Origin of the sequence: Streptomyces sp. SID5469 (assembly GCF_009862865.1) — a bacterium.
Taxonomy (GTDB): Bacteria; Actinomycetota; Actinomycetes; order Streptomycetales; family Streptomycetaceae; genus Streptomyces; species Streptomyces avermitilis.
The window spans coordinates 4,437,857-4,464,219 of sequence record NZ_WWIN01000001.1; the positions used below are offsets into that span (position 1 = coordinate 4,437,857).

Annotated in this window: 22 protein-coding genes and 1 pseudogene; 12 read left to right on the forward strand and 11 right to left on the reverse strand. The window is 69.1% G+C overall.

Annotation, left to right across the window (positions count from 1 at the left end; genetic code table 11):
- Positions 1-55: 55 nt before the first annotated feature.
- The 7 genes from GTY58_RS18720 to rsmI form a co-directional block, all read right to left on the reverse strand.
- Positions 56-1,390 carry an acyltransferase gene (locus tag GTY58_RS18720; protein ID WP_010985016.1) on the reverse strand — a complete coding sequence of 445 codons (1,335 nt, stop codon included), beginning with the start codon at positions 1,388-1,390 and terminating at the stop codon, positions 56-58.
- 154 nt (positions 1,391-1,544) lie between these two features.
- On the reverse strand, positions 1,545-2,438 hold the full coding sequence (locus GTY58_RS18725; RefSeq protein ID WP_010985017.1) for a 4-(cytidine 5'-diphospho)-2-C-methyl-D-erythritol kinase: 894 nt from the start codon (positions 2,436-2,438) through the stop codon (positions 1,545-1,547).
- A gap of 15 nt (positions 2,439-2,453) precedes the next feature.
- The gene (rsmA, locus tag GTY58_RS18730) at positions 2,454-3,341 is read right to left on the reverse strand and encodes a 16S rRNA (adenine(1518)-N(6)/adenine(1519)-N(6))-dimethyltransferase RsmA (RefSeq protein WP_010985018.1); all 888 of its coding nucleotides are present in this window, start codon (positions 3,339-3,341) and stop codon (positions 2,454-2,456) included.
- Positions 3,342-3,702: 361 nt separating this feature from the next.
- On the reverse strand, positions 3,703-5,172 hold the full coding sequence (locus GTY58_RS18735) for a resuscitation-promoting factor (RefSeq protein WP_037644824.1): 1,470 nt from the start codon (positions 5,170-5,172) through the stop codon (positions 3,703-3,705).
- Between the two features lie 146 nt (positions 5,173-5,318).
- Positions 5,319-6,206: a TatD family hydrolase gene (locus tag GTY58_RS18740; protein WP_010985020.1), complete on the reverse strand. Its 888-nt coding sequence runs from the start codon at positions 6,204-6,206 to the stop codon at positions 5,319-5,321.
- Between the two features lie 119 nt (positions 6,207-6,325).
- Complete coding sequence (locus GTY58_RS18745) at positions 6,326-6,742, reverse strand: hypothetical protein (RefSeq protein WP_010985021.1); 417 nt, start codon at positions 6,740-6,742, stop codon at positions 6,326-6,328.
- 367 nt (positions 6,743-7,109) lie between these two features.
- Positions 7,110-7,976: a 16S rRNA (cytidine(1402)-2'-O)-methyltransferase gene (rsmI, locus tag GTY58_RS18750; RefSeq protein WP_010985022.1), complete on the reverse strand. Its 867-nt coding sequence runs from the start codon at positions 7,974-7,976 to the stop codon at positions 7,110-7,112.
- A 62-nt stretch (positions 7,977-8,038) separates the two neighbouring features.
- Here rsmI and GTY58_RS18755 point away from each other — a divergent pair, with 62 nt between their 5' ends.
- The 5 genes from GTY58_RS18755 to GTY58_RS18780 all read left to right on the forward strand — a co-directional run bounded on the left by GTY58_RS18755 (position 8,039) and on the right by GTY58_RS18780 (position 14,106).
- A complete protein-coding gene (locus GTY58_RS18755; protein ID WP_010985023.1) occupies positions 8,039-9,778 on the forward strand; it encodes a phospholipid carrier-dependent glycosyltransferase in 1,740 nt (579 codons plus the stop codon).
- 381 nt (positions 9,779-10,159) lie between these two features.
- Positions 10,160-10,975, forward strand: a complete 816-nt coding sequence (locus GTY58_RS18760; RefSeq protein WP_159029001.1) for a hypothetical protein — start codon at positions 10,160-10,162, stop codon at positions 10,973-10,975.
- Positions 10,956-11,729: a radical SAM protein gene (locus GTY58_RS18765; RefSeq protein WP_237529392.1), complete on the forward strand. Its 774-nt coding sequence runs from the start codon at positions 10,956-10,958 to the stop codon at positions 11,727-11,729. Before GTY58_RS18760 ends, GTY58_RS18765 begins: the two co-directional genes overlap by 20 nt.
- A gap of 830 nt (positions 11,730-12,559) precedes the next feature.
- Positions 12,560-13,174 carry a hypothetical protein gene (locus GTY58_RS18775; RefSeq protein WP_048894563.1) on the forward strand — a complete coding sequence of 205 codons (615 nt, stop codon included), beginning with the start codon at positions 12,560-12,562 and terminating at the stop codon, positions 13,172-13,174.
- Positions 13,175-13,395: 221 nt separating this feature from the next.
- Complete coding sequence (locus GTY58_RS18780; RefSeq protein ID WP_010985026.1) at positions 13,396-14,106, forward strand: hypothetical protein; 711 nt, start codon at positions 13,396-13,398, stop codon at positions 14,104-14,106.
- A 10-nt stretch (positions 14,107-14,116) separates the two neighbouring features.
- Here the strand turns inward: GTY58_RS18780 and GTY58_RS40760 are convergent.
- Positions 14,117-14,230 (reverse strand): annotated as a pseudogene (locus GTY58_RS40760) (ATP-binding protein); the annotation flags it as partial.
- Between the two features lie 140 nt (positions 14,231-14,370).
- On the opposite strand from GTY58_RS40760, the gene GTY58_RS18785 reads away from it, so the two are divergent.
- On the forward strand, positions 14,371-14,919 hold the full coding sequence (locus tag GTY58_RS18785; protein ID WP_037644820.1) for a hypothetical protein: 549 nt from the start codon (positions 14,371-14,373) through the stop codon (positions 14,917-14,919).
- A gap of 117 nt (positions 14,920-15,036) precedes the next feature.
- On the opposite strand, the gene GTY58_RS18790 is transcribed toward GTY58_RS18785, so the two are convergent.
- Positions 15,037-15,714 (reverse strand): GAP family protein, encoded by a 678-nt coding sequence (locus tag GTY58_RS18790; RefSeq protein ID WP_010985028.1) that lies wholly within the window; start codon positions 15,712-15,714, stop codon positions 15,037-15,039.
- Between the two features lie 605 nt (positions 15,715-16,319).
- Here GTY58_RS18790 and GTY58_RS18795 point away from each other — a divergent pair.
- The 4 genes from GTY58_RS18795 to GTY58_RS18810 all read left to right on the forward strand — a co-directional run bounded on the left by GTY58_RS18795 (position 16,320) and on the right by GTY58_RS18810 (position 21,104).
- Positions 16,320-16,910: a hypothetical protein gene (locus GTY58_RS18795; RefSeq protein ID WP_237528817.1), complete on the forward strand. Its 591-nt coding sequence runs from the start codon at positions 16,320-16,322 to the stop codon at positions 16,908-16,910.
- 156 nt (positions 16,911-17,066) lie between these two features.
- Complete coding sequence (locus GTY58_RS18800) at positions 17,067-18,419, forward strand: Dyp-type peroxidase (protein WP_042493242.1); 1,353 nt, start codon at positions 17,067-17,069, stop codon at positions 18,417-18,419.
- Between the two features lie 54 nt (positions 18,420-18,473).
- Positions 18,474-19,604, forward strand: coding sequence for a catalase family protein (locus GTY58_RS18805; RefSeq protein WP_010985031.1), 1,131 nt, complete (start codon positions 18,474-18,476; stop codon positions 19,602-19,604).
- Between the two features lie 135 nt (positions 19,605-19,739).
- Complete coding sequence (locus GTY58_RS18810) at positions 19,740-21,104, forward strand: glutamate decarboxylase (RefSeq protein ID WP_010985032.1); 1,365 nt, start codon at positions 19,740-19,742, stop codon at positions 21,102-21,104.
- A gap of 104 nt (positions 21,105-21,208) precedes the next feature.
- Here GTY58_RS18810 and GTY58_RS18815 read toward each other — a convergent pair whose 3' ends face one another.
- Complete coding sequence (locus GTY58_RS18815) at positions 21,209-22,006, reverse strand: hypothetical protein (protein ID WP_107277515.1); 798 nt, start codon at positions 22,004-22,006, stop codon at positions 21,209-21,211.
- A gap of 441 nt (positions 22,007-22,447) precedes the next feature.
- Here GTY58_RS18815 and GTY58_RS18820 point away from each other — a divergent pair, with 441 nt between their 5' ends.
- On the forward strand, positions 22,448-24,079 hold the full coding sequence (locus GTY58_RS18820) for a penicillin-binding transpeptidase domain-containing protein (protein WP_010985034.1): 1,632 nt from the start codon (positions 22,448-22,450) through the stop codon (positions 24,077-24,079).
- Between the two features lie 93 nt (positions 24,080-24,172).
- Positions 24,173-25,846: a penicillin-binding transpeptidase domain-containing protein gene (locus tag GTY58_RS18825; protein ID WP_010985035.1), complete on the forward strand. Its 1,674-nt coding sequence runs from the start codon at positions 24,173-24,175 to the stop codon at positions 25,844-25,846.
- A 44-nt stretch (positions 25,847-25,890) separates the two neighbouring features.
- Here GTY58_RS18825 and GTY58_RS18830 read toward each other — a convergent pair whose 3' ends face one another.
- Entirely contained in the window at positions 25,891-26,232 is a 342-nt protein-coding gene (locus GTY58_RS18830) for an SsgA family sporulation/cell division regulator (protein ID WP_010985036.1), read from the reverse strand.
- Positions 26,233-26,363: the final 131 nt, after the last annotated feature.

Sequence of the window (26,363 nt, forward strand, 5' to 3'; positions counted from 1 at the left end):
CCGCCCGGCCGACACCGGGTGCCGGGGAGACGTAGACATGGGCACGTCCGCATATTCATGCACCGCGAGGTCTTCTCCGGCCCGACCGTTCGACCAGGAGCCATCCGGCCAGGGTCATCAGCACGGCGGCGGGGGCGGTCACCCGGACGGCGACCAGTACCGCCGAACGCCCCTCCAGCAGCCCTCCGAAGCCGACCATCGACAGCCCGAGGACCCCGAACAGACAGAGGGTGACGCCGAACGCGGCAGCGGGTCCCGCATACGCGCGCGGCGCACTCGGCTCCCGTACCCCCGAGGGTTTTTCGAAGGCGCGGAAGGCGGCCACCAGCACCGCGGTGAGCAGCGCGGCGACCATGATCCGAAATGGTACCTGTACCCACCACGCACCTGTGCCGGGCGCCGGCAGTCGCACGTCGGCGGCGAGCAGCGCCCCGTACACGCCGAGCATCGCGGTGAGGTGCCACAGGAAGGCGGTCATCGAGATCCCGTTGGCGGCGACCACGGTCCGCCACACCCGCGGCCGGTCCAGCCACCGCGTCGCGGGGGCGCGCATCAGCTCCACCGCGCCGACCAGCCACAGCCCGTGGCAGAGCAGCGCGAAGCTGGGCGGCGCCATGTTGGAGATCTTCTCCCCGGGCATCCCGACCATGGACAGCGGATACGGCCCGTACGCCACCAGCAGCGCGGCCCCCGCGAGCCCGGCGCCGGCGAGGACGTACGGCCTGCCCGGCTTCCCGTCCGCGCGCAGGAATCCGAGCTGGTGGACGGCGAGCCAGACGAAGGCGAAGTTGAGGAACTCGACGTACGGCACACCGAGGGCGAACCGCAGCACGTCCACCGTCCCCGCCGCCGCGACGAGCCCGCCGAACGCGCCCCACCCGTACCGCTCATGGAGCCTGAGCAGGGGCGGCGTGAAGGCGACCATGGCGAGATAGATCCCGATGAACCAGAGCGGCTGGGCGACGAGCCGCAGCGACACGTCGAGCAACCCACCGCCGCTGCCCGCCAGTTGGAGGCCGAGCGCCGCCGCGCCCCACACCCCGATGAAGACGACGGTCGGCCGCAGCAGCCGCTGGAGCCGGGCGCGCAGGAACGCCGAGTAGACGGACGTGTCGGGGGTCTTCCGGCTGAGCGAGCGGTAGGAGAGGGCGTGCGAGAAGCCGCCGACGAAGAAGAACACCGGCATGATCTGCAGGGCCCAGGTGAGGAGTTGGAGCCGGGGCTCGACGGCGAGCAGATTGCCGACCCGCACCCGCCCGTCCGTCCCGACGTCCACGGCCGCCATCAGCCAGTGGCCGAGGACGACCGTGCCGAGCGAGGCGACCCGCAGCAGGTCGACGTAGCGGTCGCGGGAGGCCGGGGTGGCCGCGGCAAGGTCGCTTGGTCTCATACGAGTACGGTCGCGCCGACGGGTCGCGGGGCGTCAGCGCGCTCGTACTCAACTCGCCCCTGAGTACGTCTCCTTGTACGCCTTCATGGGCGTCCTCATGGGCGTCCTCATGGGCGTTTCCGCGAGCGTCTCCTTGTGTGTCCCCTCGGGCGTCCTACAGGACGGTGGCGCCCGGTGCGGGAGACGGGGCGACCCGCGCCGTCCGGCATGTACCGGACGCGAGCAGCGCCTGGGCCACGGCGTCCGCGCCGTCCGCGTCCCGGGTGAGGAACGCCGTGGTCGGCCCGGAGCCGGAGACCAGCGCGGCGAGGGCGCCGGCGGCACGGCCCGCCTCCAGCGTGTCGCTGAGGGACGGGAAGAGGGACAGCGCGGCGGGCTGGAGGTCGTTGGAGACGGCGGCGGCGAGGGCCACGGCGTCCCCCTTGGCCAGCGCGTCGAGCAGTTCCTGGGAGGCGACGGGCTCGGGTACGCGTACGCCCTCGCTCAGCCGGTCGAACTCCCCGTACACGGCCGGGGTCGACAGCCCGCCGTCGGCCACCGCGAACACCCAGTGGAAGGTCCCGCCGACCTCCAGCTCCCGCAGCCGCTCCCCCCGCCCGGTGCCGAGCGCGGCGCCGCCGACCAGGCTGAAGGGCACGTCGCTGCCCAACTCGGCGCAGATGTCGAGGAGTTCGCCGCGTGAGGCGTTCGTACCCCACAGGGTGTCGCAGGCGAGCAGCGCGCCGGCCGCGTCCGCGCTGCCGCCGGCCATGCCGCCGGCGACGGGGATGTCCTTGGCGATGTGGAGGTGGACGTCGGGTGCGAGGCCGTGTCGCGCGGCGAGCGCGATCGCCGCGCGGGCGGCGAGGTTCGTGCGGTCGAGCGGGACCTGTGCGGCGTCGGGCCCCTCGCACGTGATGCGCAGCTCGTCGGCCGGGGTCGCGGTGACCTCGTCGTACAGGCCGACGGCGAGGAAGACGTTGGCCAGGTCGTGGAAGCCGTCGGGGCGGGCGCCGCCGACCGCGAGCTGGACGTTGACCTTGGCGGGGACGCGTACGGTCACGCTCACTGGTGGGCCGTCTCCTTAGTTGTTGGCGTCGTCGGCGTGGTCGGCGCCGCGGTTCTCGGCGATACGGGCGAACTCCTCGACCGTGAGCGACTCCCCGCGCGCCTGCGGGGACACCCCGGCGGCGACGAGGGCGGCCTCGGCGGCGGCGGCCGACCCGGCCCAGCCGGCCAGCGCGGCCCGCAGCGTCTTCCTGCGCTGGGCGAAGGCCGCGTCGACGACCGCGAAGACCTCGGTCTTGGACGCGGTCGTCTTGATCGGCTCGGTCCGCCGGACCAGCGACACGAGCCCGCTGTCGACGTTGGGTGCCGGCCAGAAGACATTGCGTCCGATGGAGCCGGCCCGCTTCACCTCGGCGTGCCAGTTGGCTTTCACGGACGGCACGCCGTACACCCTCGATCCGGGGTCGGCGGCGAGCCGGTCGGCGACCTCGGCCTGCACCATCACGAGGGTGCGCTCGATGCTCGGGAAGGTGTCGAGCATGTGCAGCAGGACGGGCACGGCGACGTTGTACGGCAGATTGGCGACGAGCGCGGTGGGCGGCGGGCCCGGCAGCTCCCGTACGTGCATGGCGTCGGAGTGGACGAGCGCGAACCGCTCGGCCCGCTCGGGCATACGGGCGGCGATGGTGGCGGGCAGCGCCCCCGCGAGGACGTCGTCGATCTCGACGGCGATGACGCGGTCGGCGGCCTCCAGCAGGGCGAGGGTGAGCGACCCGAGCCCGGGCCCCACCTCCACCACCACGTCGTCGGGCCGTACTCCGGCGGTGCGCACGATACGGCGCACGGTGTTGGCGTCGATGACGAAGTTCTGTCCGCGCTGCTTGGTGGGCCGCACGCCGAGGGCTGCCGCGAGTTCGCGGATGTCGGCGGGGCCCAGGAGGGCGTCGGGGGCGGGGCTGCTCACGGACCAAGGGTAAAGGCCCACCACGGACGCGAGCGCCGCGGAGCGGCTGGGGGCGGACGGGGCGCGTGCCGCGGTGCGACCAGGGGCCACCGCCGGGGCGCGTGCCGCGGTGCCGGGGCGCGTGCCGCGGTGCGGCCGAGGCCGCCGCCGGGGTGCGTGCCGCAGCTCGACCAGAGGCCGCCGCCCAGGCACAAGCCACGGTGCGGCCGGAGTGGGCCGCCGGGAGGGGCCACACCACGGCCCCACCGGGAGCAACCGCCGGGGCGAGCACCGCAGCCCCGCCACGGGCAAGCGCCGGGGGCGGGCCAGCCTCACGGCGGCTCGGTCAACGGCAGCGGCGGCCGCCGCAGCTCCGACGGGGTCAGTCGTGGAGGCGGGAGCCGCAGTGTGGCCAGGGGCTTGCTCCCCGGCGTACGTACAGCTTCTTCGCGCGGTAGGTCTGCTCGGCGGCCGGGGCGTCCTGGGGGCGGCCGGAGCCGCCGAGATCGTGCCAGGTCCGGGTGTCGAACTGGTACAGGCCCCCGTACGTGCCGGACGGATCCACCGCCCCCGGCCGTCCGCCCGACTCGCAGGCCGCGAGACCGCCCCAGTTCAGATCGTCCGCGCCCGCGACCGACGGCGGCGGCGGCTTCGTGCCGACCTTCACCACCCGGTTCTGCGGCTGGCGCACCACCTCGGAGTCGATCCGCTTCGGCGTCTGCCGCACACCGTTGACCGTGCGCAGCGAGTACGTGACCCGCCGCGCCCCCGGCTGCCCGGCCCGCTCCACCAGCTCCGTGCCCCGGAACAGCGCGGGGTCGTCCATGCGCTCCACGCCGAACGGGATCACCTCCTCGCGGACCTCCCTCGACCCGGTGATCCGCATCACCGTCACGGTCTGCCCGTCGCGCGGGTAGCTCCCCGGCGCCACCGACGTCGTGTCCTGGCCGTGCAGGGTGATCCCGGCCTGCTCCACGGCCTCCCCCACGGTCGCCGCGTTCGTACGGATCGTCCGCTCCCGGCCGTCCGCCATGATCGTCACCGTCCGCTCGGTACGGACGTCGAGCGCGAGCCCCGCCCGGCCGATCGGCCGGGAGCGCGAGGTGGACACGTACGCGCCCTCCGCACGCACCCCGAGCTGCTGGAGCGCGCCGTCCACCGTGCGCGCCGTCGTCCACACCCTGCGCCGCTGCCCGTCGAGCGTGAGGTGCACGGGCCTGCCGTAGCGCACCGCGACCTCGTCCCCGCTGGCCAGTGCGGAGCCCCGGGTGGGGGCCACGACGTCGTGGGCGCCGACGCCGACGCCCTCCTCGGCGAGCAGCTCGGTCACGTCGTCGGCGAAGGTGTGCAGCGTGCGGGGCTTGCCGTCGACGCTCAGCTCGATCGCCTTGTCCTTGGCGACGAACGCCGTGGTGCCACCGGCCAGGAAGACGACGACCAGGGCCTGCGGCAGCAGTCGGCGCAGCGGGTCGGGGCGTACGGAGATCTTCCGGCGCCGGGCCGCCCGCCGGGCCTCGGCGCGCCCGCCCGGGTGACCGGCGGCGTCCGTCCGCCGGGGAAGCGGGGACCCGCCCGACTCGTAGGCGGGCCGGTAGGTGTCCTCGTAGACCCCGTAGGGCAGGGTCGGCGCGGTGTGCGGCCCGGGCGGCTCGGGGACCGGGCCGTACGGCCCGGCCGTCCCGTACGACGGCTCGGTCATCTCGTACGAGGGCTCGGCCGCCCCGTACGACGGCTCGGTCATCCTGTACGGCGGCTCAGCCGGCCCGTACGACAGCTCGTACGGGTCGTACGGGTCGTACGGCGGCCCGTACGTGCCGTACGTCTCGTACGTCTCGTGCTGCGAGTTGCTCACGACGACAGCTCCAAGGGCGTCCGGATCGGGCGACCAGAACCTAGCGGAGCGGTCGTCACTCTCCAAAGCAACGCGACTACGCTGTGTCGCGACACGGCCTGGACCTGCACCCGAAAGGGGCCCGGGAGCGTTTCGGTCGTTATCGGTCAGTAATCGAACGCGCGGGCGGTGTTCGCCGCGAGCGCCGTCGCCAGCGCGTCCTCGTCGATGCCCCGCACGGCGGCCATCGCGCGGACCGTGACCGGAATGAGATACGGGGCGTTGGGCCGTCCGCGGTACGGCGCGGGCGTCAGGAAGGGCGCGTCGGTCTCGACGAGGACGAGTTCCAGGGGCGCCACGGCGAGCGCGTCGCGCAGCGGCTGCGCGTTCTTGAAGGTCATGTTGCCGGCGAAGGACATGAAGTAGCCGTTATGGGCGCAGACCTCGGCCATCTCCGCGTCCCCGGAGTAGCAGTGGAAGACGGTCCGCTCGGGGGCGCCCTCCTCCTTGAGGACGCGCAGTACGTCGGCGTGGGCGTCGCGGTCGTGGATGACGAGCGCCTTGCCGTGCCGTTTGGCGATCTCGATGTGGGCGCGGAAGGACCGCTCCTGGGCGGCCTTGCCCTCGGGCCCGGTGCGGAAGTAGTCGAGACCAGTCTCGCCGACGCCCTTGACCTGGGGCAGCGCCGCGAGGCGGTCGATCTCGGCGAGCGCCTCGTCGAGCGCGCCGTCGCCGCCGGGCCGGCGCGCGCCCTGCCTCGACCATCCGTCGGGGTCGCCGTGGACGATGCGCGGAGCCTCGTTCGGGTGCAGCGCGACCGTCGCGTGGACGGCGTCGTACGCGGCCGCCGTCTCGGCCGCCCACCGCGAACCGTCGATGTCGCAGCCGACCTGTACGACCGTCGTCACGCCCACCGACGCGGCCTTGGCGAGGCCCTCCTCCACCGTGCCGGACTGCATGTCGAGGTGGGTGTGCGAGTCGGCGACGGGCACGCGCAGCGGCGCCGGGAGCGGCGGGGCGGCGTTCTTGTCGGCGTCGGAGGCGCGGGAAGGCATACCCCGATCCTACGAAAGGGGCAGACCGGGTCTCCCGTCGGCCGGGCGCGGCCCACCGCCTCCCGCCGGCCTTGCGGTGCCCGCTCAGCAGTACCCGCAGCCGGCCTTGCGGTGCCCGCTCAGCCGGCCTTGCGGTGGTGGAACGGGTGCAGCAGGTCGGAGAGGTGCCAGTGGTGGGTCTCCCGGACCGGCGCCGCCTCCGGCTCGGCCAGGGGCCGCCTTCCGGGCTCGGGCCGGTGCGGCCGGTGCAGCAAGTCCAGCACGGAGGACACCTGCCCCGGGCGCATGATGCGCACGACATGGCCGTCGCAGTTCACGCAGGTCGGCCGGCTCAGCGGGGACGGCACGACCTTGCCGTTCGCCACGTACATCACGAACTCACTGCCCTCGGCGTCGAGGTGGTGCTCTATCTCGTACGACTGTTCCCAGCCGTGCCCGCAGCGCATGCAGGCGAAGGAATACGACTCGTGGACGATGGCGGTCGCCGAGGTGCGGTTGCCCGTGCTCTGGCCGGTCTGCCCTGCGATCTCACTCATGCCAGCTCCTGTTGTCCGCTGGACAAGCGCCCCGGCGAGGCGAGGTCCCCTCGGAATCCCGCTGGGTCCCGCCGTGAGCGAGGGACGGGTGCGTCCCCTCGACCAGTGGACGCCTCCTCGGGCGCGAGCGCATCAGCCCCTGTCGAGTGTTGGACCCGTTTTGGCATTTTCTTGTCAGAAAGGTCCCACCAACGGGCCTGAGCTTTGCGTTCCGGGCGTTCCCTTTGCCGGACTATGGGCCGACCCGTGCCGGACTATGCGCCGGTCCGCCGCCGGACCACGGGCCGACCCGTACCGGACTATGGGCCGGCCCGCTGCCGGACCACGGGCTGGTCCGCTGCGAACTACCGGCCGACCCGCCGCCGGACTACGCGCCGGTCCGCGCCGCGTTCTTCGCCGCGACGACCGCGTCGAACACGTCCCGCTTGGGAATCCCGGCCTCGGCGGCAACGGCCGCGATGGCCTCTTTGCGCCGCTCCCCGGCCTCTTCCCGCACCTGGACCCGGCGCACCAGCTCGTCGGCGTCCAGCTCGTCGGCTCCCCTGACCGGCGCGCCCTCGACGACGACGGTGATCTCGCCCCGTACGCCTTCCGCGGCCCACGCGGCCAGCTCCTCCAGCGGGCCGCGCTTGATCTCCTCGTACGTCTTGGTCAGCTCACGGCAGACGGCGGCGCGCCGGTCCTCGCCGAACACCTCGGCCATGGCGGCGAGGGTGTCGTCGAGGCGGTGGGGCGCCTCGAAGTAGACGAGGGTGCGCCGCTCCTCGGCGACCTCCTTCAGCCGCGACAGCCGCTCCCCCGCCTTGCGCGGCAGGAACCCCTCGAAGCAGAACCGGTCGACGGGCAGCCCGGACAGCGCGAGCGCGGTCAGTACGGCGGACGGGCCCGGTACGGCGGTGACGCGGATGTCCTTCGCCACGGCGGCGGCGACCAGCCGGTAACCGGGGTCGGAGACGGACGGCATCCCTGCGTCGGTCACGAGCAGCACGCGCGAGCCGTCGAGGAGCGCCTCGACGAGTTCCGGCGTACGGGCGGCCTCGTTGCCCTCGAAGTACGACACGACGCGCCCGGCCGGCTGCACGCCGAGCGCCTGGGTCAGCCGCCGCAGCCGCCGGGTGTCCTCGGCTGCGACGACATCGGCACCCGCCAGCTCCTGGGCGAGCCGGGGCGGTGCGTCGGTGATGTCCCCGATGGGGGTTCCGGCGAGTACGAGGGTTCCAGGCGCTGTGGTCACGTTTCCATCCTCGCAGGGGTGGAGCACGGGACTCCCACAGAAGGGTTCCCTACGATGGCGCGGTGACCAGTACCGCGTCCTCCACGGACATCCGGCAGGGCCAGGCCGCCGACGAGCAGTGGCCGTCGTGGCAGCAGCGGCTGCGCCGCTTCGGATACACGGCGCCGCCGAGAACCGACGTGCGCGACCGGCTGGTGCCGCCGTTCAGCGAGCCCAGCCCACGGCTGTGGGCGGCGATCGGCCTGCGCCAGGAGGTCGCGGACCGTGTGACGCGCTGGTCGGCGTGGGGCGGCCCGCTGCTCGTGACGCTGCTGGCGGGCCTGCTGCGCTTCTGGAACCTGGGCAGCCCCAAGGCGGTGATATTCGACGAGACGTACTACGCCAAGGACGCCTGGGCGCTCATCCACAACGGGTACGAGGCGAACTGGGCCAAGGACGCCAACGACCTGATCCTCCAGGGCAACGGCCATGTGGCGATCCCGACGGACCCCGCCTATGTGGTGCACCCCCCGGTCGGCAAGTACGTCATCGGCCTCGGCGAATGGCTGTTCGGGTTCACCCCGTTCGGCTGGCGCTTCATGACGGCGCTGCTCGGCACGCTCTCCGTCCTGCTGCTGTGCCGCATCGGCCGCCGTCTGTTCCGCTCGACGTTCCTCGGCTGCCTGGCGGGCGCGCTGATGGCGGTGGACGGCCTGCACTTCGTGATGAGCCGCACCTCGCTGCTCGACGGGGTGCTGATGTTCTTCGTGCTGGCCGCGTTCGGCTGTCTGGTCGTCGACCGGGACAGGGCGCGCGCCCGGCTGGCGGCGGCGCTCCCGGCCGACGCGGACGGTGTCGTACGCCCGGACGCGCACACCGCCGAGACGACCCGCCTCGGCCCGCGCCCGTGGCGCTGGCTGGCCGGCCTGATGCTGGGCCTGGCCCTGGGCACCAAGTGGAACGCGCTCTACGTCATGGCCGCGTTCTGTGTGATGGCGGTCCTTTGGGACGTCGGCTCCCGCCGCGTCGCGGGCGCCCGCCGCCCGTACGCGGCCGTGCTCCGGCGCGACACGGGCATCACGTTCCTGGCGACGGTCCCGGTGGCCGTGGCCACCTACCTGGTCTCCTGGACGGGCTGGATCCTCTCCCCGGCCAACGGCAGCGGCGGCTACTTCCGCAACTGGGCCGCGACCGACGGCAAGGGCGGCCACTGGACCTGGCTCCCGGACTGGCTGCGCAGCCTGTGGCACTACGAGCACGAGGTGTACGAGTTCCACGTAGGCCTCTCGTCTCCGCACCAGTACCAGTCGAACCCCTGGAGCTGGCTGGTCGCCGGCCGCCCGGTCTCGTACTTCTACGAGTCCCCGTCGCCCGGCAAGGACGGCTGTCCCGCCGACGCGGGCGAGAAGTGCGCCCGCGAGGTCCTCGCCCTCGGCACCCCGCTGCTGTGGTGGGCGGCCTGCTTCGCGGTCCTGTACGTCCTGTGGCGCTGGCTCTTCCGCCGCGACTGGCGGGCGGGCGCGATCGCCTGCGGAATCGCGGCCGGCTGGCTGCCGTGGATGATGTACCAGGAACGCACGATCTTCTACTTCTACGCGGTCGTCTTCGTCCCGTTCCTGTGCCTGGCGGTGGCCATGATGATCGGCGCGATCCTGGGGCCGCCCGGCTCGGGCGAACGCCGCCGGGTGGTGGGCGCGGCGGGCGCGGGCGTCCTGGTCCTCCTGATCGCCTGGAACTTCATCTACTTCTGGCCCCTGTACACGGGCACGGCGATCCCGATCGACGACTGGCGGTCGCGGATGTGGCTGGATACGTGGGTCTAGCTGGGCGGACACACCACGAGGGTGCGGCTGACGGCCGCACCCTCGTGGTCGTTATCGGTCGTTAGCGGTTTTTCGATCCGAGCCCGTTCCGACTGCTGCCGTCGCCTGCGGTCGCCAGGGTTGCTGTATTTCGCTGCTGTACCGCACATGGCTTCGGCCGTTGTGCCGATCGCGCTCCACGCTGCCTCTGACCACTCCTGCCGACAGGCATTGCCCCAGTTCATGAGGCGACGGCAATTCCTGGCCAAGATGGCTCCGCGACCAAGCACTCCTACATGCTCCCGTACGTGACCGCGCGCCCCCTACGCGCCCTTCATCCAGGGCTGATCAACGTGCTGGACTGGCATGAGACGAAAAGAGATGCTTCTAATGTTGCCTAAAATGACAGTGGTGCGCGTGTGCGCTTCCGTCGCTTCTGCGATACTCGTGGGGCTTTGGATCAATATTTACACTGATCAGTTGGCTCATTACGGCTACGTCACCTCACTCACCTCATTACGGTGGGGTAATCTACCTTTATTTTTGGGTATCGCCTTACTGGTAGCCGGGGAAGCCGCTGCATGGAGGTGGCGCATGGTGCAGGAAGATGAGTTCAGGCGTCTCTATTCAACGCTACAGCAACGACAGCGGCGCATCCTTGAGGGGATGCTGAAGATCGTCTGTGAACTGGTCGCCAAGACCCTTGCCATTCCCTGCAACGCTCGATACTTCGTCGCGGAAAAAGACCATGAAGGACGCTACTACATCAGGCAGGATCGCGACCTTGCCGTCCTGAATATTCGAATGCCGCGCGAATTTGGGTTTACGCGCATTTACGTCGACACACCTCACATTGTGAGCGGTCGAGCATTCAGGGACCGAGTGCCGCTTTATGAAGAGCTTCCGGGTGACCACACAAACTTGTATGAGCCGGACGTGGCAAGAATGATCGAGCCCCAGCAGCGGTGGGTCCTAGCATGTCCGGTTCTACGCCTGGATGCGCTGACGAACAGTCACGATGCACGTCACGAGCCGCATGGCGTAATTGTCTTTTACGGCACTCAGCTCCCGGATGCGGTTGCCTCGGGTGATGCGATCCAAGTTTGCCTTGGGTACGCGGAACAATTCGCCGAGCAGATGTCCCATGTGCTTAACATGCTCGAACTCTCTACAGAACTGGAGAGCGCTGACCATGGAAATGCCGCAGGAAGTTCCTAGCTCTATCTGCTTACGTGTCACTCGTCGCTGTAACGTTGCATGTGCTTTCTGCCAGGCTCCACCGGCAGATCGAGCCGAGCTCTCAGTCGTAGAGATTGCCGGCTTGGCGCGTTTCTTTGCGGCGCGAGCGGTGCGATCGCTAAAGCTTTCAGGGGGAGAGCCCACCACGCGGAGCGATCTGGCTGAGATAATCGAGACAGTCGGGGAAGCAGGTCTCAAGCCAGTAGTCATAACCAATGGATTTGACGTTTCCGACGAGATCGTGGCTGCCGCACACTCGCGTGGTGGTGAGTTCAAGTTCAGCATTCACAGGCCGTCTGCCGAAAACGACCAGATACTGCGGCGCGCCTCCTTTGCGCAGATAATTGAAAATATCGACAAAGTAATAAATGCAGAAGTGCGGTTGTCTATAAATACGGTAGTCACTCCTGGCGTCGTAGATTCCATGAGGTCGATGGTCGATTTTGCATGTGACGTTGGAGCTGGAAAGATAAGCTTCATCCCGGTGGTCAGTCGTGGTCGCGCAGGTCGCACCACCGCATTCGACTTCCTGCCCAATGAATTGGAAGCCGTACATAAGGGTGTAGCAGATTTATCTGCACTGTTCACAGGGATTATAGAAGTGCGTTGTATAGATATCAGGAGTCATGACTACTGGGTAGTGGAAAACGATGGCTCTCTATGGATCGAGCGTGCCACGGAGGGCGAAGATCGGAAAATCTGCGACAAAGAATATATGCTGTCGTCCATTTAGGTGAGGTTCACGTGAAGGTAAACGTAAGCTCAGTCGCTGCTGAAATTTACAAGGGGATGGAAGAATGCCTCTGTTTGGCGCGAGAGGCGGCAACGACTGGTAATTATGCGTTAGGGGCTGTGGTAATCAAAGGCGGACAAGTTATCGGGAAGTCGGGGAGCAAGCTGGTTCAAGGGAATGACCCTACCGGCCACCCGGAGATTACCGCTATTAGGCAGGCTGCCGAGCGACTTGGATCCAGGTATCTGCCGGACGCCTATTTGGTGACCACGCTGGAGCCATGCCCTATGTGCACCTCCGCTGCGATCTGGGCCAAGATGCGCGGCATTGCGTACGGGGCAACCCAAATTGATGCTGTCACCTGGTCGCAAGAGCACCCTGATCAGAAATACACATGGCGGCAGATTCGCATGCGTGCACGAGATGTGATCCGTGCGGGAACTCCCTCCCTTGAGTTGCATGAGGAGGTTCGCAGGGAGGAATGCGCGAAATTGTTTACCCTCTCGCATTAAAGATGTCACTCGACGAACGGCCGTATTGGGCTCGTAGTGTTAGGCACTCTCCGCCAAACGAACCGTGTTCAACGGGCTGCGTCCGGTAGTAGGCGGTCTCGGTCTCCCCAGCGCTGGTGGTAGAGGGCAGCGGCGGTCGGTGATCAGGGTCAAGTGCGTGCCGTCCGGCATCCCCGGCCTGAGCGACGGCAGCAGTTCTCGGGCCTGGAGAGCGTCAAAGGGGGAGGACTTGTGCAACGTCGGCGTGTGCGCAAGCAGCCGAGCAACGCTTTCTGCCGCAATCTAATGAGACAACAAGTGCCCCGCGTGGATGCATCCGTGACAGACCCCGAAGACCGGGAGCAGCAGGCGGATATCACCCGCCTGCTGCTGTACCACCTGAACGCACCCGTTGCCGAGTACTGCCGCCTGCGCGGTGTTCTGCCCGCCCCCGGTGCCGTACGGATCGCCGTCCGCGCCGGAGACGACGAGAACGGCATGAACTTCCTGTACGAGATCCCCCACGACACGGTGACCCCGTACGACATCCCCGGCCTGCTGCGCACGGTCCTGACCGGCCCCCAGATCTACAGCAGCGGTGATGTCAGCGAGGTCTTGGGGATGACACTGGTTCGCCTCCGCCCGGAGGAGATCTCCCCGGATCCGGAGCCCGTGCAGGGCCAGGCGCTTACCGTCGTACGCGCTCTGTCGGGCCCCGGCGATGACGAGAACCCCTTCCTGATCGGCTTCCTGATGCACGGCGAGGGCCTGCTGCGTCTGTACGTGCAACGCCCAGACCGCCCCGGCATCATCGGCGCCGACATCCGCCTGACCGAGACTCCCCCCACCGCGCTGATCGCCTCACTGCCCTCCCTCGTCAGGGAAGAGCAGTACCAGCGGCCGTCCCAAGACGACCCGCACTGCGACCTACTGGTAGACCTGACCAACTGGTAGAGCTGCTCGTCGGCCCGGCGTTTTTGCCCGTCCTCTACGTAGGGGTGCCGCACCTGCCCGCGCCTTCCAGCAGCCACTTCTCATGATCACGGCCCAGAGACGGCCCGGCCGGCTTGCGGATGGGGCTGGATATGTGGGTCTAACTGGGCGGCGGCGTTGTCGGTGGCCGGTGCGATGCCGGCGCCGACAACTCCGCTCGCAGTGATCAATCGGGGGTTCGAGTGAAGACACGACCAGGGGCCATACCGGCACCCGTCAGCTTCGATGCCGCGTGGTGCGCCACCGATCTCGGCGGATACCGTGCCTGCCGTTACACCTACGAGCACTATCCCTACGAGAGCCTGCCGCCGCTTGACTCCGATCAGTTCACCGGGGCGTTTCCGTGGCTCGGTGGTGTCGGCGACTCCATCCCGGAGCAGGTCGCAGGACTGGACACCCTGGCCGGGGAGCTGGCCGCCGAGGGCCTCGCGCTCCCGCGCGATTTCGTCACGTTCCAGACCAGCGCGAATCTGCGCGGCTCGTTGCACGAGGTTTCGGTGACTGGCTGCTGGACCAGCATCTCTCACCCGTTGCCCAGCCCCGTTGAACCCGGCGCCTTCCTCGTCCGGTTCCTCAGGGATCAGCAGGACTGCGTCATCTGGTACCTCTACCTTCGCCCGTCGAGTGAGGCGTTCGTAGTTCACTCCCACCTTGACTACGAGTTCGAGTACGAGGCGCGGCGTGCCGGAGAGGAGACCGGGACCGACCTCGATGACGGCGAGGAGCAGAGAACAGCGATCCTTTGGTGCGCGCCTACGTTCGAGGAGTTCGCCCATCGGTTCTGGACTGAGAACCGCCTCTGGCATGCGGTCAACGGCGGTGATCTGTCACGGGTCGAGCCCCGGTTGCGGCGCTACCTGGATCATTACGCGGCACCTGAGACCTCTCCATGACCGTACGGTTGGCGCGCGGGTCGGGGTCGGTGACCTCGATGCGGGTGCCGCCGTCCTCGCGACGTGACACCCGTACGCGCACCGGCGTGCCGTCGCCCACATGCCGGATGACGTTGGCGATCAACAAGGGGCCGGGCCACGCCATCTGGCGATCACCCCGGCTGCTCTTCCACCATAGGGTCCTGACGAGCGTCAAAGGGGGGAGGACTCGTGCCACGTCGGCGTGTGGTCTCGCGCGATGAGCCGAGCGGACCGGAGCCTGATGTGAAGCTGATGGGAGATGCTGCCCTCAGCGTGCTGCGTGCAGGTCGCGCCGTCGCCGGTGGCTCAGGAGATGCAGGCCGACTCCACGACGCGTACAACGGCCTCGCGAACCTGGCGGGCTTTCCACCACTGAAGGAACCGAAGAACGCAGTCGCGCTGGCCGAGAAGTGCATCGCGTTGGCCATCGACATCCGGTCGGCTTCCTGGGCGATCGGCTGCGTTGAACAGCCGGACCGGCTCCCGGCTTTCGCTCCCGCCCAAGGGGACTCGGATGCACCCGAGGCGGAGGTGAACCATGCCCGTCACTCGCTCGTGGCCTGCGCCCCCGACGAATGGGGAACAGGCGCTTTGCGGTTCGCGCTCGGGCACGTGCTGAGCGTCCAGTCGCCGATACCAGCCTTCCTCTACGGTTCGCTGATCGAGGACGTGGCGAAGGGCATCCAGGCCTCAAGGCAGAAAGCGCTGACTGAACTTCTCCGAGACATCCAGCGCCTACCACCGCACATTGGCCCCCCAGATCTCGGCCCCGGCGGCGGCATCGGTATCTGACGGAGGAGCCACACCCGAACCCGCCGAGTTCATCCGAGCGAGCTGCACGTGTGCCGGATGTTCATGCGTCCGAGGGCAGTTCGAGGCGGGCGCCCACGATCCGCGGGTGCGAGCCCGTCAGGAGACGAGGATGCCGATGCCGTCACCGAGCAGTTTCAACCCGAGAACGAAGAACAGGACCGCCATCACGGCGACGTTGTGCTGCGCGGCCCAGTCTTTCCAGTTGCCGAGCGTGGTCTTCGCTCGCTCTCCTCCGAGCAGGAAGACTCCCAGCGGGGCCAGCAGGCCGAGGGTGGCGATCAGGACGAAGATTGCCAGCGACGCGATCTGCTGCCCGACCGGCAGTCCGGCTGAGCCGATGGAGGCGGCCGCGGCGATGGTCAGCGGGGCGTTCTTGGCGTTGAGCGCGGCGAGGGCCAGTCCGAGTCCGAAGACCTTGACCGGCGTGAGGCGGTCGATCGCGCCCATCCACTTCGGCAGCTGGGCTTGTGAGGGATCCTTCGGGCGCCGGTGCCATTGCCGGGCGCCGAAGAGGACGAGGACCACGCCCAGAGCGAGCTTGACGGCTCCCACCCAGGTGGCCGGTTGATTGTGGGCGGAGGCACCTGCGGGGGAAGCGATTGCCAGCATCACCGCGCCCAGTGCCGAGAGTCCCAGGATCCAGCCGAGGGTGAAGAGGGGTCCGTTGAGACGTCCCCGGGGCGTCGCGAGTATGAGGATGATGGCGATGATCGGGAGCGGGCTGATCGCGACGCCGGCCGCAAGACCCAGCACGTCACCGAGAACTTTGCCCATGGTTGCCTCCAGGTGGGGATCGGGGCGGCGATCCAGTTGAGCAACGCTTGGCGGACGTGGGTGACCCGACAGCCTGCGTGGGCGGCCGTGGGACTGTCGTGAACGTGAGCCCGGGGGCCTAACGTGAGCCCGGGGCCCGCGGAAGGACCCTGGCCCCGTGGGGTGCCGCCTCTTTGAGAGTGGTCCTTCTGAACGGCGACTTGCCGGCGGTCAGCACCTCTCACGCGGCTTTCCCGCGGACGACGGAGAACTGCTGAGCACCTCGTCACTCGAGCCCGCTCACGGCAGCGGGGCCGGCGTCTGGGCGGAGCGACAGGCTGTTGTGCGATCAGCTGCGCCGCTGTTCTTCCCTGTTCCATCCTCCTGCGCCTTTGCGGATCTGTCCTCGGGAACTCCTCAGGACGCGGGGACCCTGGCCTTGGCCTGCTGGCCGCCCGCGCTGCAACCGGAGCCTCGCAAGAATCCGCCCCCAGGTGGCCACACCACCCCGGGGCGGAGATGCAAGGCGACGCAGGTGCGGTCACGATTGACAGGTGAGGGCGATGGCGCCTCATGTTCGGGCGCTTGGCGACCCTCGCACCGATCCGTGGCAGGAGAATCTCACGATGACTGCGACGACAGGCGCACCCCAGTCAGCTCAGCCCGAGCGCCCGGGCAGGTCGGACGGGGTCTGTAGCGAGTTCACCGTCTTCACCAAGATCAAGCCGGGCCACGCGGACGCGCTGCGTGAGGATCTCGCCGCGTTCGCCGAAGCGGCGACCGACGCGAAAGCCCGTGAGGCACTGCGCCAGATCGGCACCCTGCACGACGCACGGCACGTGATCTTCGACAACGACACCCGGTTCATGTTCGCCAGCGTCTTCGACGGCTCCTGGGACACGTACATCGACGACTTCGCCAAGACGGTGGTCGGGGCCCGCTTCGACAAGATCTTCTCGCACACCGAAGGGTTCCCCGGCGTCGCCGATCCCGGGGTGAAGGACTGGTTCGTGTCCCAGCAGGAGCCCGCGGGAGTCTTCGTCAGCTCGTACCCCGATCTGACCGTTCAGCAGATCTGGAAGGACCAGCGCGTGGACGAGGCGTTCGAGGCGCTGTTGGACACCGCTGAGTTCCGGGCGGCGCTGGACAACCCGGCGAACGCCGAGTTGCTGGCCACGCCTGCCTTCCAGAAGCTGATGGAGGAAGCCGCGGCCTAGGTCCTGTCGTCACATTCCCGTCTGCCGGGCGACAGGCCCTGGAGCCCGGACACGACCACCCCTCAGAGCCGACCCGACATCGGTGGACCGCGTCGGGCGCGGGTCGGCCGCTGCAGGTTTGCCCGGGCAGAGGCCGATATGGAGGCACAGGCGAGCATGAACACGACGGCAAGCAGCAGCGCGGGCGACGTGCGCGTCGAGATCGACGACGTCCAAAGCGGGGCACTGCGTCCACGGCCCGTGCCGTACGAGGGGAAGTTCATCCTCCTGCGCGTCGATGACCGCCACGCCGGGCGCGCCCTGCTGCGGCGGCTGCTCCCGGTGACCTCGGGTGGTCTGCCCAGCGTGGACCGGAGCCAGGACGCCTGGGTGGCTGTGGCGTTCACCTACCAGGGACTGCGGGCCCTGGGGGTGCCTCAGGAGTCGCTGGACAGCTTTCCGCGGGCGTTCCGTGAGGGCATGGCCGCTCGGGCGGAGCTGATCGGTGACGTGGGCGAGAGTGCCGCGGCCCACTGGGAGGCACCGTTCGGGACGGGCGATGTCCACATCGCGTTGAGCGCCCTCTCCTCGGATACGGCGCAGCTGGACAAGGAGCTGGACCGGGCCCGTGTCGCCTACGAGGACACGCCCGGTGTCCAGGTGATCTGGCAGCAGGAGGTCCACCAGCTCCCGACCGGGCGCACCACCTTCGGATTCCGCGACGGCATCAGCCATCCGAACATCGAGGGCGTCGGCCTGCCCGGCTCCAACCCGCAGGAAGTCCCCATCAAGGCCGGTGAGTTCATCCTCGGCTACCCCGACGAAACCGGCAGTCTGCCCCCCATGCCCAGCCCCGATGTGCTGGGGCGCAACGGAACCTACGCGGCCGTTCGCAAGATCCACACCAACGTGGCGGCCTGGCGGCAGTACCTGCGCGCGAACACCTCCAGCGCCCAGGAGGAGGCACTTCTGGCGGCGAAGATGGTCGGGCGCTGGCCCAGCGGGGCGCCGCTGACACTGACGCCGGAGCACGATGATCCAGAGCTGGCGGCCGATCCGCACCGCGTCAACAACTTCCTGTACCGGGAGGACGACGACCGAGGGTTCCGGTGCCCCGCCGGTGCGCACATCCGGCGCACCAACCCCCGCGACGCCACGATCATCGGCGACGCACGCATGCACCGCCTCATCCGCCGCGGCACCACCTACGGCCCGCCGCTGCCGGAGGGCGTGCTGGAAGACGACGGCGCCGAGCGGGGCCTGGTCGGAGTCTTCATCGGAGCCCATCTGGAGCGGCAGTTCGAATTCATCAAGGCCGAGTGGGTCAACGACGGCAACTTCATCGGCTATCCCGGCGAGAAGGACCCGGTGGCCGGGCATCACGGCGGCACCGGCAGCGTCACCATCCCGGAGAAGCCGGTCCGGCGCCGCCTGCGGAACCTGCCCAGCTTCGTGGTCACCCGGGGCGGTGAGTACTGCTTCGTGCCGGGTCTGCGCGCCTTGCGCTGGCTTGCCGAGCTGGAGGACTGAGGGCGGTTCCTGCCCCCTGAGGTCCCACCACGGTCTCCGAGGAGAGGTCACGTCATGGCAGCACAGTTCGTCCCCTACACGCCGGACGTCGAAGACGATGACCCGCACTTCGACCAGAACGTGCAGACGGTGATCGCAAAGACCGAGGCCTACATCACCGAGTCGGTCAAGGCCGGTGGCACCGGCCGGGCCCTGCGCGACGCCCATGCCAAGGGCTACGGGCTGGTCCGCGGTGAAGTGGAGATCCTGGACGGGCTTCCCCCCGAGTACGCCCAAGGCATCTACGCGACTCCGGGAACCCATGACGCGCTCATCCGCTTCTCCAACGGCTCGCCTCACGCCGGAGCCGACGCGCGACTGGGCGCCGCCACCGGACTGGCACTGAAGATCTTCGACATCCCCGGCCCGACCCTGCTGGAAGACGAACCGGACACGGGCACCTTCGACTACGCCAACATCAACGGACCGATCTTCTTCTGCAACACGGTCGAGCACTACCTGTTCATCCAGGAACTGTTCCTGAACGCGCCGGCCTACTTCTCCCAGGGCCGCCCCGGCGCGCATCGTTTCTTCACCGACTTCGTGACCGGAAAGGGAACGCTGGACCAGGACGACTGGGCGTGGGACGAGTTCCTGGCCTTCCTGCGCCTGTCGAAGACCCCTCCGGCAAACCTGCTGCTGTCGAGCTACTGGACGATGGGCGCGGTCCGGCACGGGGACTACATCGCCAAGGTGCGCATCACCCCCGACCCGTCCTTCGCCGCCGCGGTGGTCCGGCGCGACATCGACCCGACCTCCGCGCAGGAGGTCTTCCGGCCGGCCCTTGAGGCCGAGCTCCAGGAGCGGCCCTACGCCTTCGACATCCAGGTTCAGCTCTGCACCGACCTGGAGCGGATGCCGGTGGAGGACACCACCGTGGAGTGGCCCGAGCAGCTCTCGCCGTCCGTCACCGTGGCCAAACTGCGGTTGCCGCGGCAGGACATCTCCGGCCCGGAAAACCTGGAGAAGATGGACTCACTGTCCTTCACGCCCTGGCGGGTCACCGCCGAGCACGCGCCCCTGGGCAACATCATGCGGTCCCGCAAGGAGGTCTACCGGCAGTCCTCCATGGAGCGCCACAAGCTCAACCAGCAGCCGCGCACAGAGCCCCGCAGCGTCGCCGAGGTACTTGGCCCGGCCCAATGAGCTCCCGGACGTGGGCACGGGAGTGATCGCGTCGGGAAGTCGGGAAGTCGTCAAGGTGCGCCGTTCTCGTGAATCCCACGTCCGACCCGAGGTCCTGGGCATGGCTGCCGCTCGGGTGACGGTTGAATCGGCGGCATGACCAAGAGAGACGTCGCGGCCCTGTTCGGAAACCGCTTCCTGACCGAGCCCGCTCCCTCGCAGACCTTCCCCGAGGAGGGCATGACCGCGACGGACACCATGAGGCTGCTGGATGAGGACCTCGTCATGGAAGGCGACCCGCAGCGCAACCTCGCCACGTTCGTCACCACCTGGATGGAGCCGGAGGCGCAACGGATCATCGCCGAGAACCTCCACCGCAACTTCATCGACCACGCGGAGTACCCCATCTCCGCCGAGATCGAGCAGCGCTGCGTGCGCATGCTCGCCGACCTCTTCCACGCACCGGGCAAGACCACCGGATGCCGGACCCAGGGCTCGTCCGAGGCGATCATGCTCGGCGCGCTGTCGCTGAAGTGGAAGTGGCGGGAGCGCCGCCAGGCGGCCAACCTGCCGGCCGACCGGCCCAACCTGGTCTTCGGCGGCGACGTCCATGTCGTGTGGGAGAAGTTCTGCCGCTACTTCGACGTCGAGCCGCGGATCGTGCCGCTTGCCGAGGACAAGTACACGATCGGCCCAGAGGACGTGGAGCCCCACATCGACGAGAACACCATCGGTGTCGTCGCCGTCGTCGGCACCACGTTCACCGGCCACAAGGACGACGTCGTCGGGATCGACAAGCTCCTGCGGGACGTCCGCAAGGAGCGGGACCTCGACATCCCGATCCACGTCGACGGCGCCAGCGGCGGCTTTGTGTGGCCCTTCCTCTATCCGGACTCGAAATGGGACTTCCGGCTCGAGCAGGTCCGCTCGATCAACGTGTCGGGACACAAGTACGGCCTGGTCTACCCCGGCATCGGCTGGCTGGTCTTCCGCGAGGAGTCCGACCTGGCCAAGGACCTCGTGTTCTACGAGAACTACCTGGGCAAGACCGACGCGACGTTCACGCTGAACTTCTCGACCGGCGCGTCGATGGTCCTCGCCCAGTACTACAACTTCGTGCGGCTGGGTCGTCAGGGCTACACCTACGTCATGGAGACGATGCAGAAGAACGCCCACGCGTTGGCGGACAACCTGCGGAGCAGCGGCCGCTTCGAAGTGATCGGCAGCGACCTCGAGCAGCTGCCGCTGGTCGCTTTCCGCCTCGCCGGCGAGCACGCCTACGACGAGTCCGACATCGCCTGGCAGCTCTCGGCCGAGCGTGGCTGGATGGTGCCGGCGTACACGCTCCCGCCCAACGCGGAGCGGGTGAAGATCCTGCGCGCCCTGGTCAAGGAGACCCTGAGCCGCGAGCAGATCGAGCGTCTGACCCAGGACATCGCCGACGCGTGCGCCACCCTGGACCACAAGGGCGGGACCACCGAGGTCGAGCGGGCCCAGATCAAGCGCGGCACCGGTTACTGACGTCCGCGACCGGCATCCTCGAGGACGGGCGACGAAGTCTTCTGGGCGGCCGCAGGGCGCGGCCGCCGGTGAGCGGTTGTCGGCGTACTGATCGCGCCCGTCGCCTACGGCCCGCCGTCGAAGAAGCCGGACTTCAGGTTTCCGATGACGGCGTCGAGCGGATGCCCACTGACGATGAGCGGTCCGCTCCAGGGCCCGCTGAGTGCGAAGAGCAACGCCAGGCTCAGCCCGACCACACTCGCAACACCTACGATCAGCAGTGATGTTCGCAGGCTGCTGCGGAAGACCAGTGCGCCCGCGTTCACGATCAAGGCCAGTCCGCTGACCACGAGCGTGACGACGTACAGCGCGGGAACGTCGCGCGAGGCGGCCGCGACGCGGGCGCGACGACTACTGGTGACACCGTCGACGGAAGCCACCAGCTCCGTGCCTGTCGGGGTGCCCACCTCTGGCCGGGCCGCCTCGGCGCGCACACTCCGCTCCAGCCGTGCGATCGCGCGAGCGGTGGCGGGGTCGTCACCGGACGCCGCCGCGGTGGCTTCCCACTCCCCGGCGCGCGTGGTCTGCAAGTAGTTCAGCAGTGCCGTGTGGATCGGCTCCGACCGGACTCGCGGACTTGTCGCCGCCCATGCCAGGCGGGAGGCCGCGGCCGCCTCGTCGCTCACCAGCCCCTCGGCCGCGCGCAGGTAGCCGGCCTCGCTGGCCAGTGTGAGTGCCGCGAAGATCGCGAAGGCAGCGCCGAGTGTCGGCATCAGGGGCGTGGCGATCTGCGGCACCCGGTCCCGTTCCTCGACCGGTACGAGCGCCCGGACGCCGACCCGCGCCACGGCCGCGACCAGTAAGGCAAGCAGGAGCCCGCCCACAACCAGCACCACCGCCGGCAGCGAGGTCAACCAGTTCACCACATCACCCACAGCGCGTTGTCGCGAGCGCCACACGGCGGCGGCACATCGGCCCCCGCGACCTGGAGCTCCTCGTCGATCACCTGCAAGGAACGCTCCATGATCACAGTTCGGGGACTGTTGACGCTCGCGACGCCCGGCACGACATCCCGTTTCGTTGGCCGAACAGCCGAATACGGCCCAGTACGAGCCCAGTAAGCCCGGTAAGCCCAGTACGAGGCTGTACCGGCGGTCCGATGCCGGACGTCGGCGTGCGTTCATGTATGTGGCTGGGCGGCTGGATCTGGCCCGTTTCCGACCATCCCCCTGATCACTCTTCGGACAACTTCCGGAAACTCCCCTCACAGCGGCCCCCCAGGACGCCTACAGTGCGAGCACGACCAGAATTTCTGAACACGTTCAGAAACGCCCGCAGGGGCGACAACGGGGAGGATCGCGCACATGCGCAAGGGGGCAAAGGTCGCCATCGTCGGTGGGGTGTTCGCCGTCATGGTGGGGGGCGCCGGGTACGGGGCGTTCAATGTGGTGTCCGCGCTCAGCGGGGACGGGGCGGGCGGCTCGCCCGAGACCAAGGCCGCGAGGAGCGGGCCGCCGAGCGGCGCGGAGGTCAAGGAGGCGAGTGCCAAGTTCTTCTCGTCCTGGGCGAAGGGCGACGCCGAGACGGCGGCCTCCTACACCAACGACGCCGTGGCGGCGGGCAGTCTGCTGGCCGGCTACCGCGCGGAAGCGCACATCACCAAGGTGCACATCACGCCGGGCACGCCGTCCGGCACCACCGTGCCGTTCTCCGTCAAGGCGACGGTGGCGTACGAGGGCCGGAGCAAGCCGCTCGCGTACGACTCCGAGCTGACCGTCGTCCGTGGTGAGACCACCGGGCGGGCGCTCGTCGGCTGGAAGCCGGCCCTCGTCCACCCGGACCTCACCGCCGCGGACGACACCCTGGTCACCGGCGAGGCGGCCACCCCGCCGATCGAGGCCGTGGACCGCGACGACGTCGTCCTGACCGAGAAGAAGTACCCCTCCCTCGGGCCGGTCCTGGACGCGCTGCGCGAGAAGTACGGCGAGAAGGCGGGCGGCAGACCCGGGGTCGAACTGTCGGTCCACCACACGGGCGAGGGCGCGGCCGACAAGACACTCGTGACGCTCGCCAAGGGCACTCCGGGCAAGCTGCGTACGACGCTCAGCGCGAGCGCGCAGGCGGCGGCAGAGAAGGCGGTGGCCCAGTACTCCGAGTCGTCGGTGGTCGCGGTGAAGCCGAGCACCGGTGAGGTGCTGGCGGTCGCCAACCACCGCGAGGACGCGTTCAACGCGGCCTTCGAGGGGCGGCTCGCGCCCGGCTCCACCATGAAGATCATCAGCGCCGCGACACTGATCGACAACGGCATCGCGACCATGAACGGTCCGGCCCCCTGCCCGGACACCGCGACCTGGCAGAGCCAGACCTTCCACAACCTCACGGGCATGGAGCCCAACGAGAAGGCGACGCTCGCCAACAGCTTCCTGCGCTCGTGCAACACGGCCTTCGTGAAGTACGCGGACGAGGTGAAGGTCGACTCGCTCACCAAGGAGGCCGAGGACCGCTTCGGGCTCGGCGGCGACAACTGGAAGACCGGCATCATCTCCTTCGACGGTTCGGTCCCCGCCTCCGGCGGCCCGAACACCGCGGCCAACATGATCGGGCAGGGCGAGGTCCAGATGAACCCGCTGAACATGGCCTCGGTCACGGCGACCGCCATGACGGGCGCCTTCCGCCAGCCCTACCTGGTCCCGAGGTCGCTCGACGACCGGGAGTTCGCCGCCGCCAAGGGCCTGGCGTCGAACACGGTCACCCAGCTGAAGGCGATGATGCGCCTCACCGCGACCCAGGGCACCGCCGCGGGCGTGATGGCCGGGCTCGGCGGGGACATCGGCGCGAAGACGGGGTCCGCGGAGGTCGACGGGCAGGCCAAGTCCAACAGCTGGTTCACCGGGTACCGGAACGACATCGCGGCGGCCGCCACCACCGAGGAGGGCGGTCACGGCGGCGACGCGGCCGGTCCGATCGTCGCAGCTGTGCTACGAACGGGCGGCTGAAGTCACCCGTGTCACCGCGGGACCCTAGGGTGGTGCTCCTCGTTGGGAACGTGAGGGTACCGGGGGCCTGGGGACAGCGGAGGAATCAGAGCTGTGGGCAAGAGAAGGCGCGCCGCCGAGCGCAACAGGAGCGGTCGTCCGCTCGTCATCGGCGGGCTGATCGCCGTCGTCGCCGTCGGCGGGGCGGTCGGTGCCTACAGCCTGTACGGCAGTGGGGCCGCGGCCGAGGAACGCGCGTCTCAGGCCCGCCACCGGGCCGTGAAGACGGGCCCGCTGTCGGCGACGGAGATCCGTACGACGGCCACGGAGTTCCTGAATGCCTGGCAGCGGGGCAAGGTCACCGGGGCCGCGGCCGCCACCGACGACTCGGCGGCGGCGCGCACGGCCCTGACCGGCTACACCAAGGACGCGCACATCACCGACGTGACACTGACGCGCGGCAAGCGCTCGGGGGCGTCGGTCCCGTTCTCCGTCAAGGCGACGGTGTCGTACAAGGGCCGGAGCAAGCCGCTCGCGTACGAGTCGAAGCTGACGGTCGTGCGGCGGGCCAAGGACGGCGTACCGCTGGTGAGCTGGCGGCCGTCGGTGGTGCACCCGGATCTCGGTGCGGGCGACCGTCTCGTGACCGGCGAGGCGGGCACGCCGCCGATCAAGGCCCTGGACCGCGACGGCGGCGAGCTGACCACGGCCACGTACCCGTCCCTGGGCTCGGTGCTGGACGGGCTGCGCGAGAAGTACGGCAAGAAGGCCGGCGGCAAGGCGGGCATCGAGCTGCGGGTGGTCCGCAAGGCGGTGAAGGGGACCGGCAAGGACAAGACCCCCGACAAGACGCTCGTCACGCTGAGCGAGGGGACGCCGGGGACGCTGAAGACGACGCTGAGCCCGACGCTCCAGGCGAAGGCGGAGCAGCAGGTGACGACGAAGGAGCGCGCGTCGGTCGTGGTCATGCGCCCGTCGACGGGTGAGATCCTCGCCTTCGCCAACTCCTCCCACGGCTTCAACACGGCGCTCCAGGGTTCGCTGGCGCCGGGCTCGACGATGAAGATCGTGACGTCGACGCTGCTGTTCGAGAAGAACCTGGCGTCGGCGGACAAGACGCACCCGTGCCCCAAGTACGTGACGTACGGCGGCTGGAAGTTCCAGAACGACGACAAGTTCGAGATCAAGGGCGGCACGTTCAAGGCGAGCTTCGCGCGGTCCTGCAACACGGCCTTCATCAGCCAGGCGAAGAAGCTGAAGGACGGCGACCTCACGGCGGTGGCGCAGCAGATCTACGGCCTGAGCATGAACAACTGGTCCATCGGGGTCCCGTCCTTCGACGGCGCGGTCCCGGTGCAGAGCGCGGCGCAGATGGCGGCCTCGCTGATCGGCCAGGGCGGGGTGCGCATGAACCCGCTGAACATGGCGTCGGTGGTGTCGACGGCGAAGACGGGTGTCTTCCACCAGCCGTACCTGGTGTCGCCGTCGCTGGACGACCGCGCGCTCGCGAAGACGACCCGCACGATGTCGTCGTCGACGCGGGCGCAGTTGAAGGAGGTCCTCCAGTACACCGCCGCGGCCGGCACGGCGGCGCAGGCGATGTCGGGGCTCGGCCCGGACTACGGCGCGAAGACGGGCTCGGCGGAGGTCGACAACCAGAAGCAGCCGAACGGCTGGTTCACGGCCTGGAAGGGCGACCTGGCCTCGGCGGGCGTGGTCCAGGCCGGCGGCCACGGCGGTGACTCGGCGGGCCCGATCGTGGCGGCACTGCTCAGGGCGGGCAGCTGACGGGTCGAGGCGGGCGGCCGGCCTGAGGGGGCCGGTCCGAGGCCCTAATGGGGTACGGGCGTCGCCAGATAGGTCCGGCGCAAGAAGCGGAACAGGGTCTTCGCCTCGAACTCGACCACCGCCACCCCCTGCGCCGAGTGGAACTCCATGACCGCCTGGACCCGGCCGCACGGCCAGATGCGCACCTCGCCCGTGCCCGTCGGGGTGCGCAGGCCGCGTTCCAGGAGGTCGCGGGAGAAGGCCCACTCGTGCGGGCCGGGCAAGCCGATGCGGACCGATCGGGGGTCGACTTCGGGGTCGTAGCGCAGGACGACCGGGACGGTGTCCTGGGCTTCCGGGGCGTCCGAGACGACATGGGCTCGTGCGTACTGTTCGACGACCGACATCGACAGCTCCTCACGCTTTGTAACCTAAGCAGAGGCTGTGGGTCCGCTACTTCACTTCTCCAATGTCGCATACTCGGACAATTACGGCTTCGCCCGCCCCGGCCCGCTATTGGTGAGCGCATCGCTCTTGC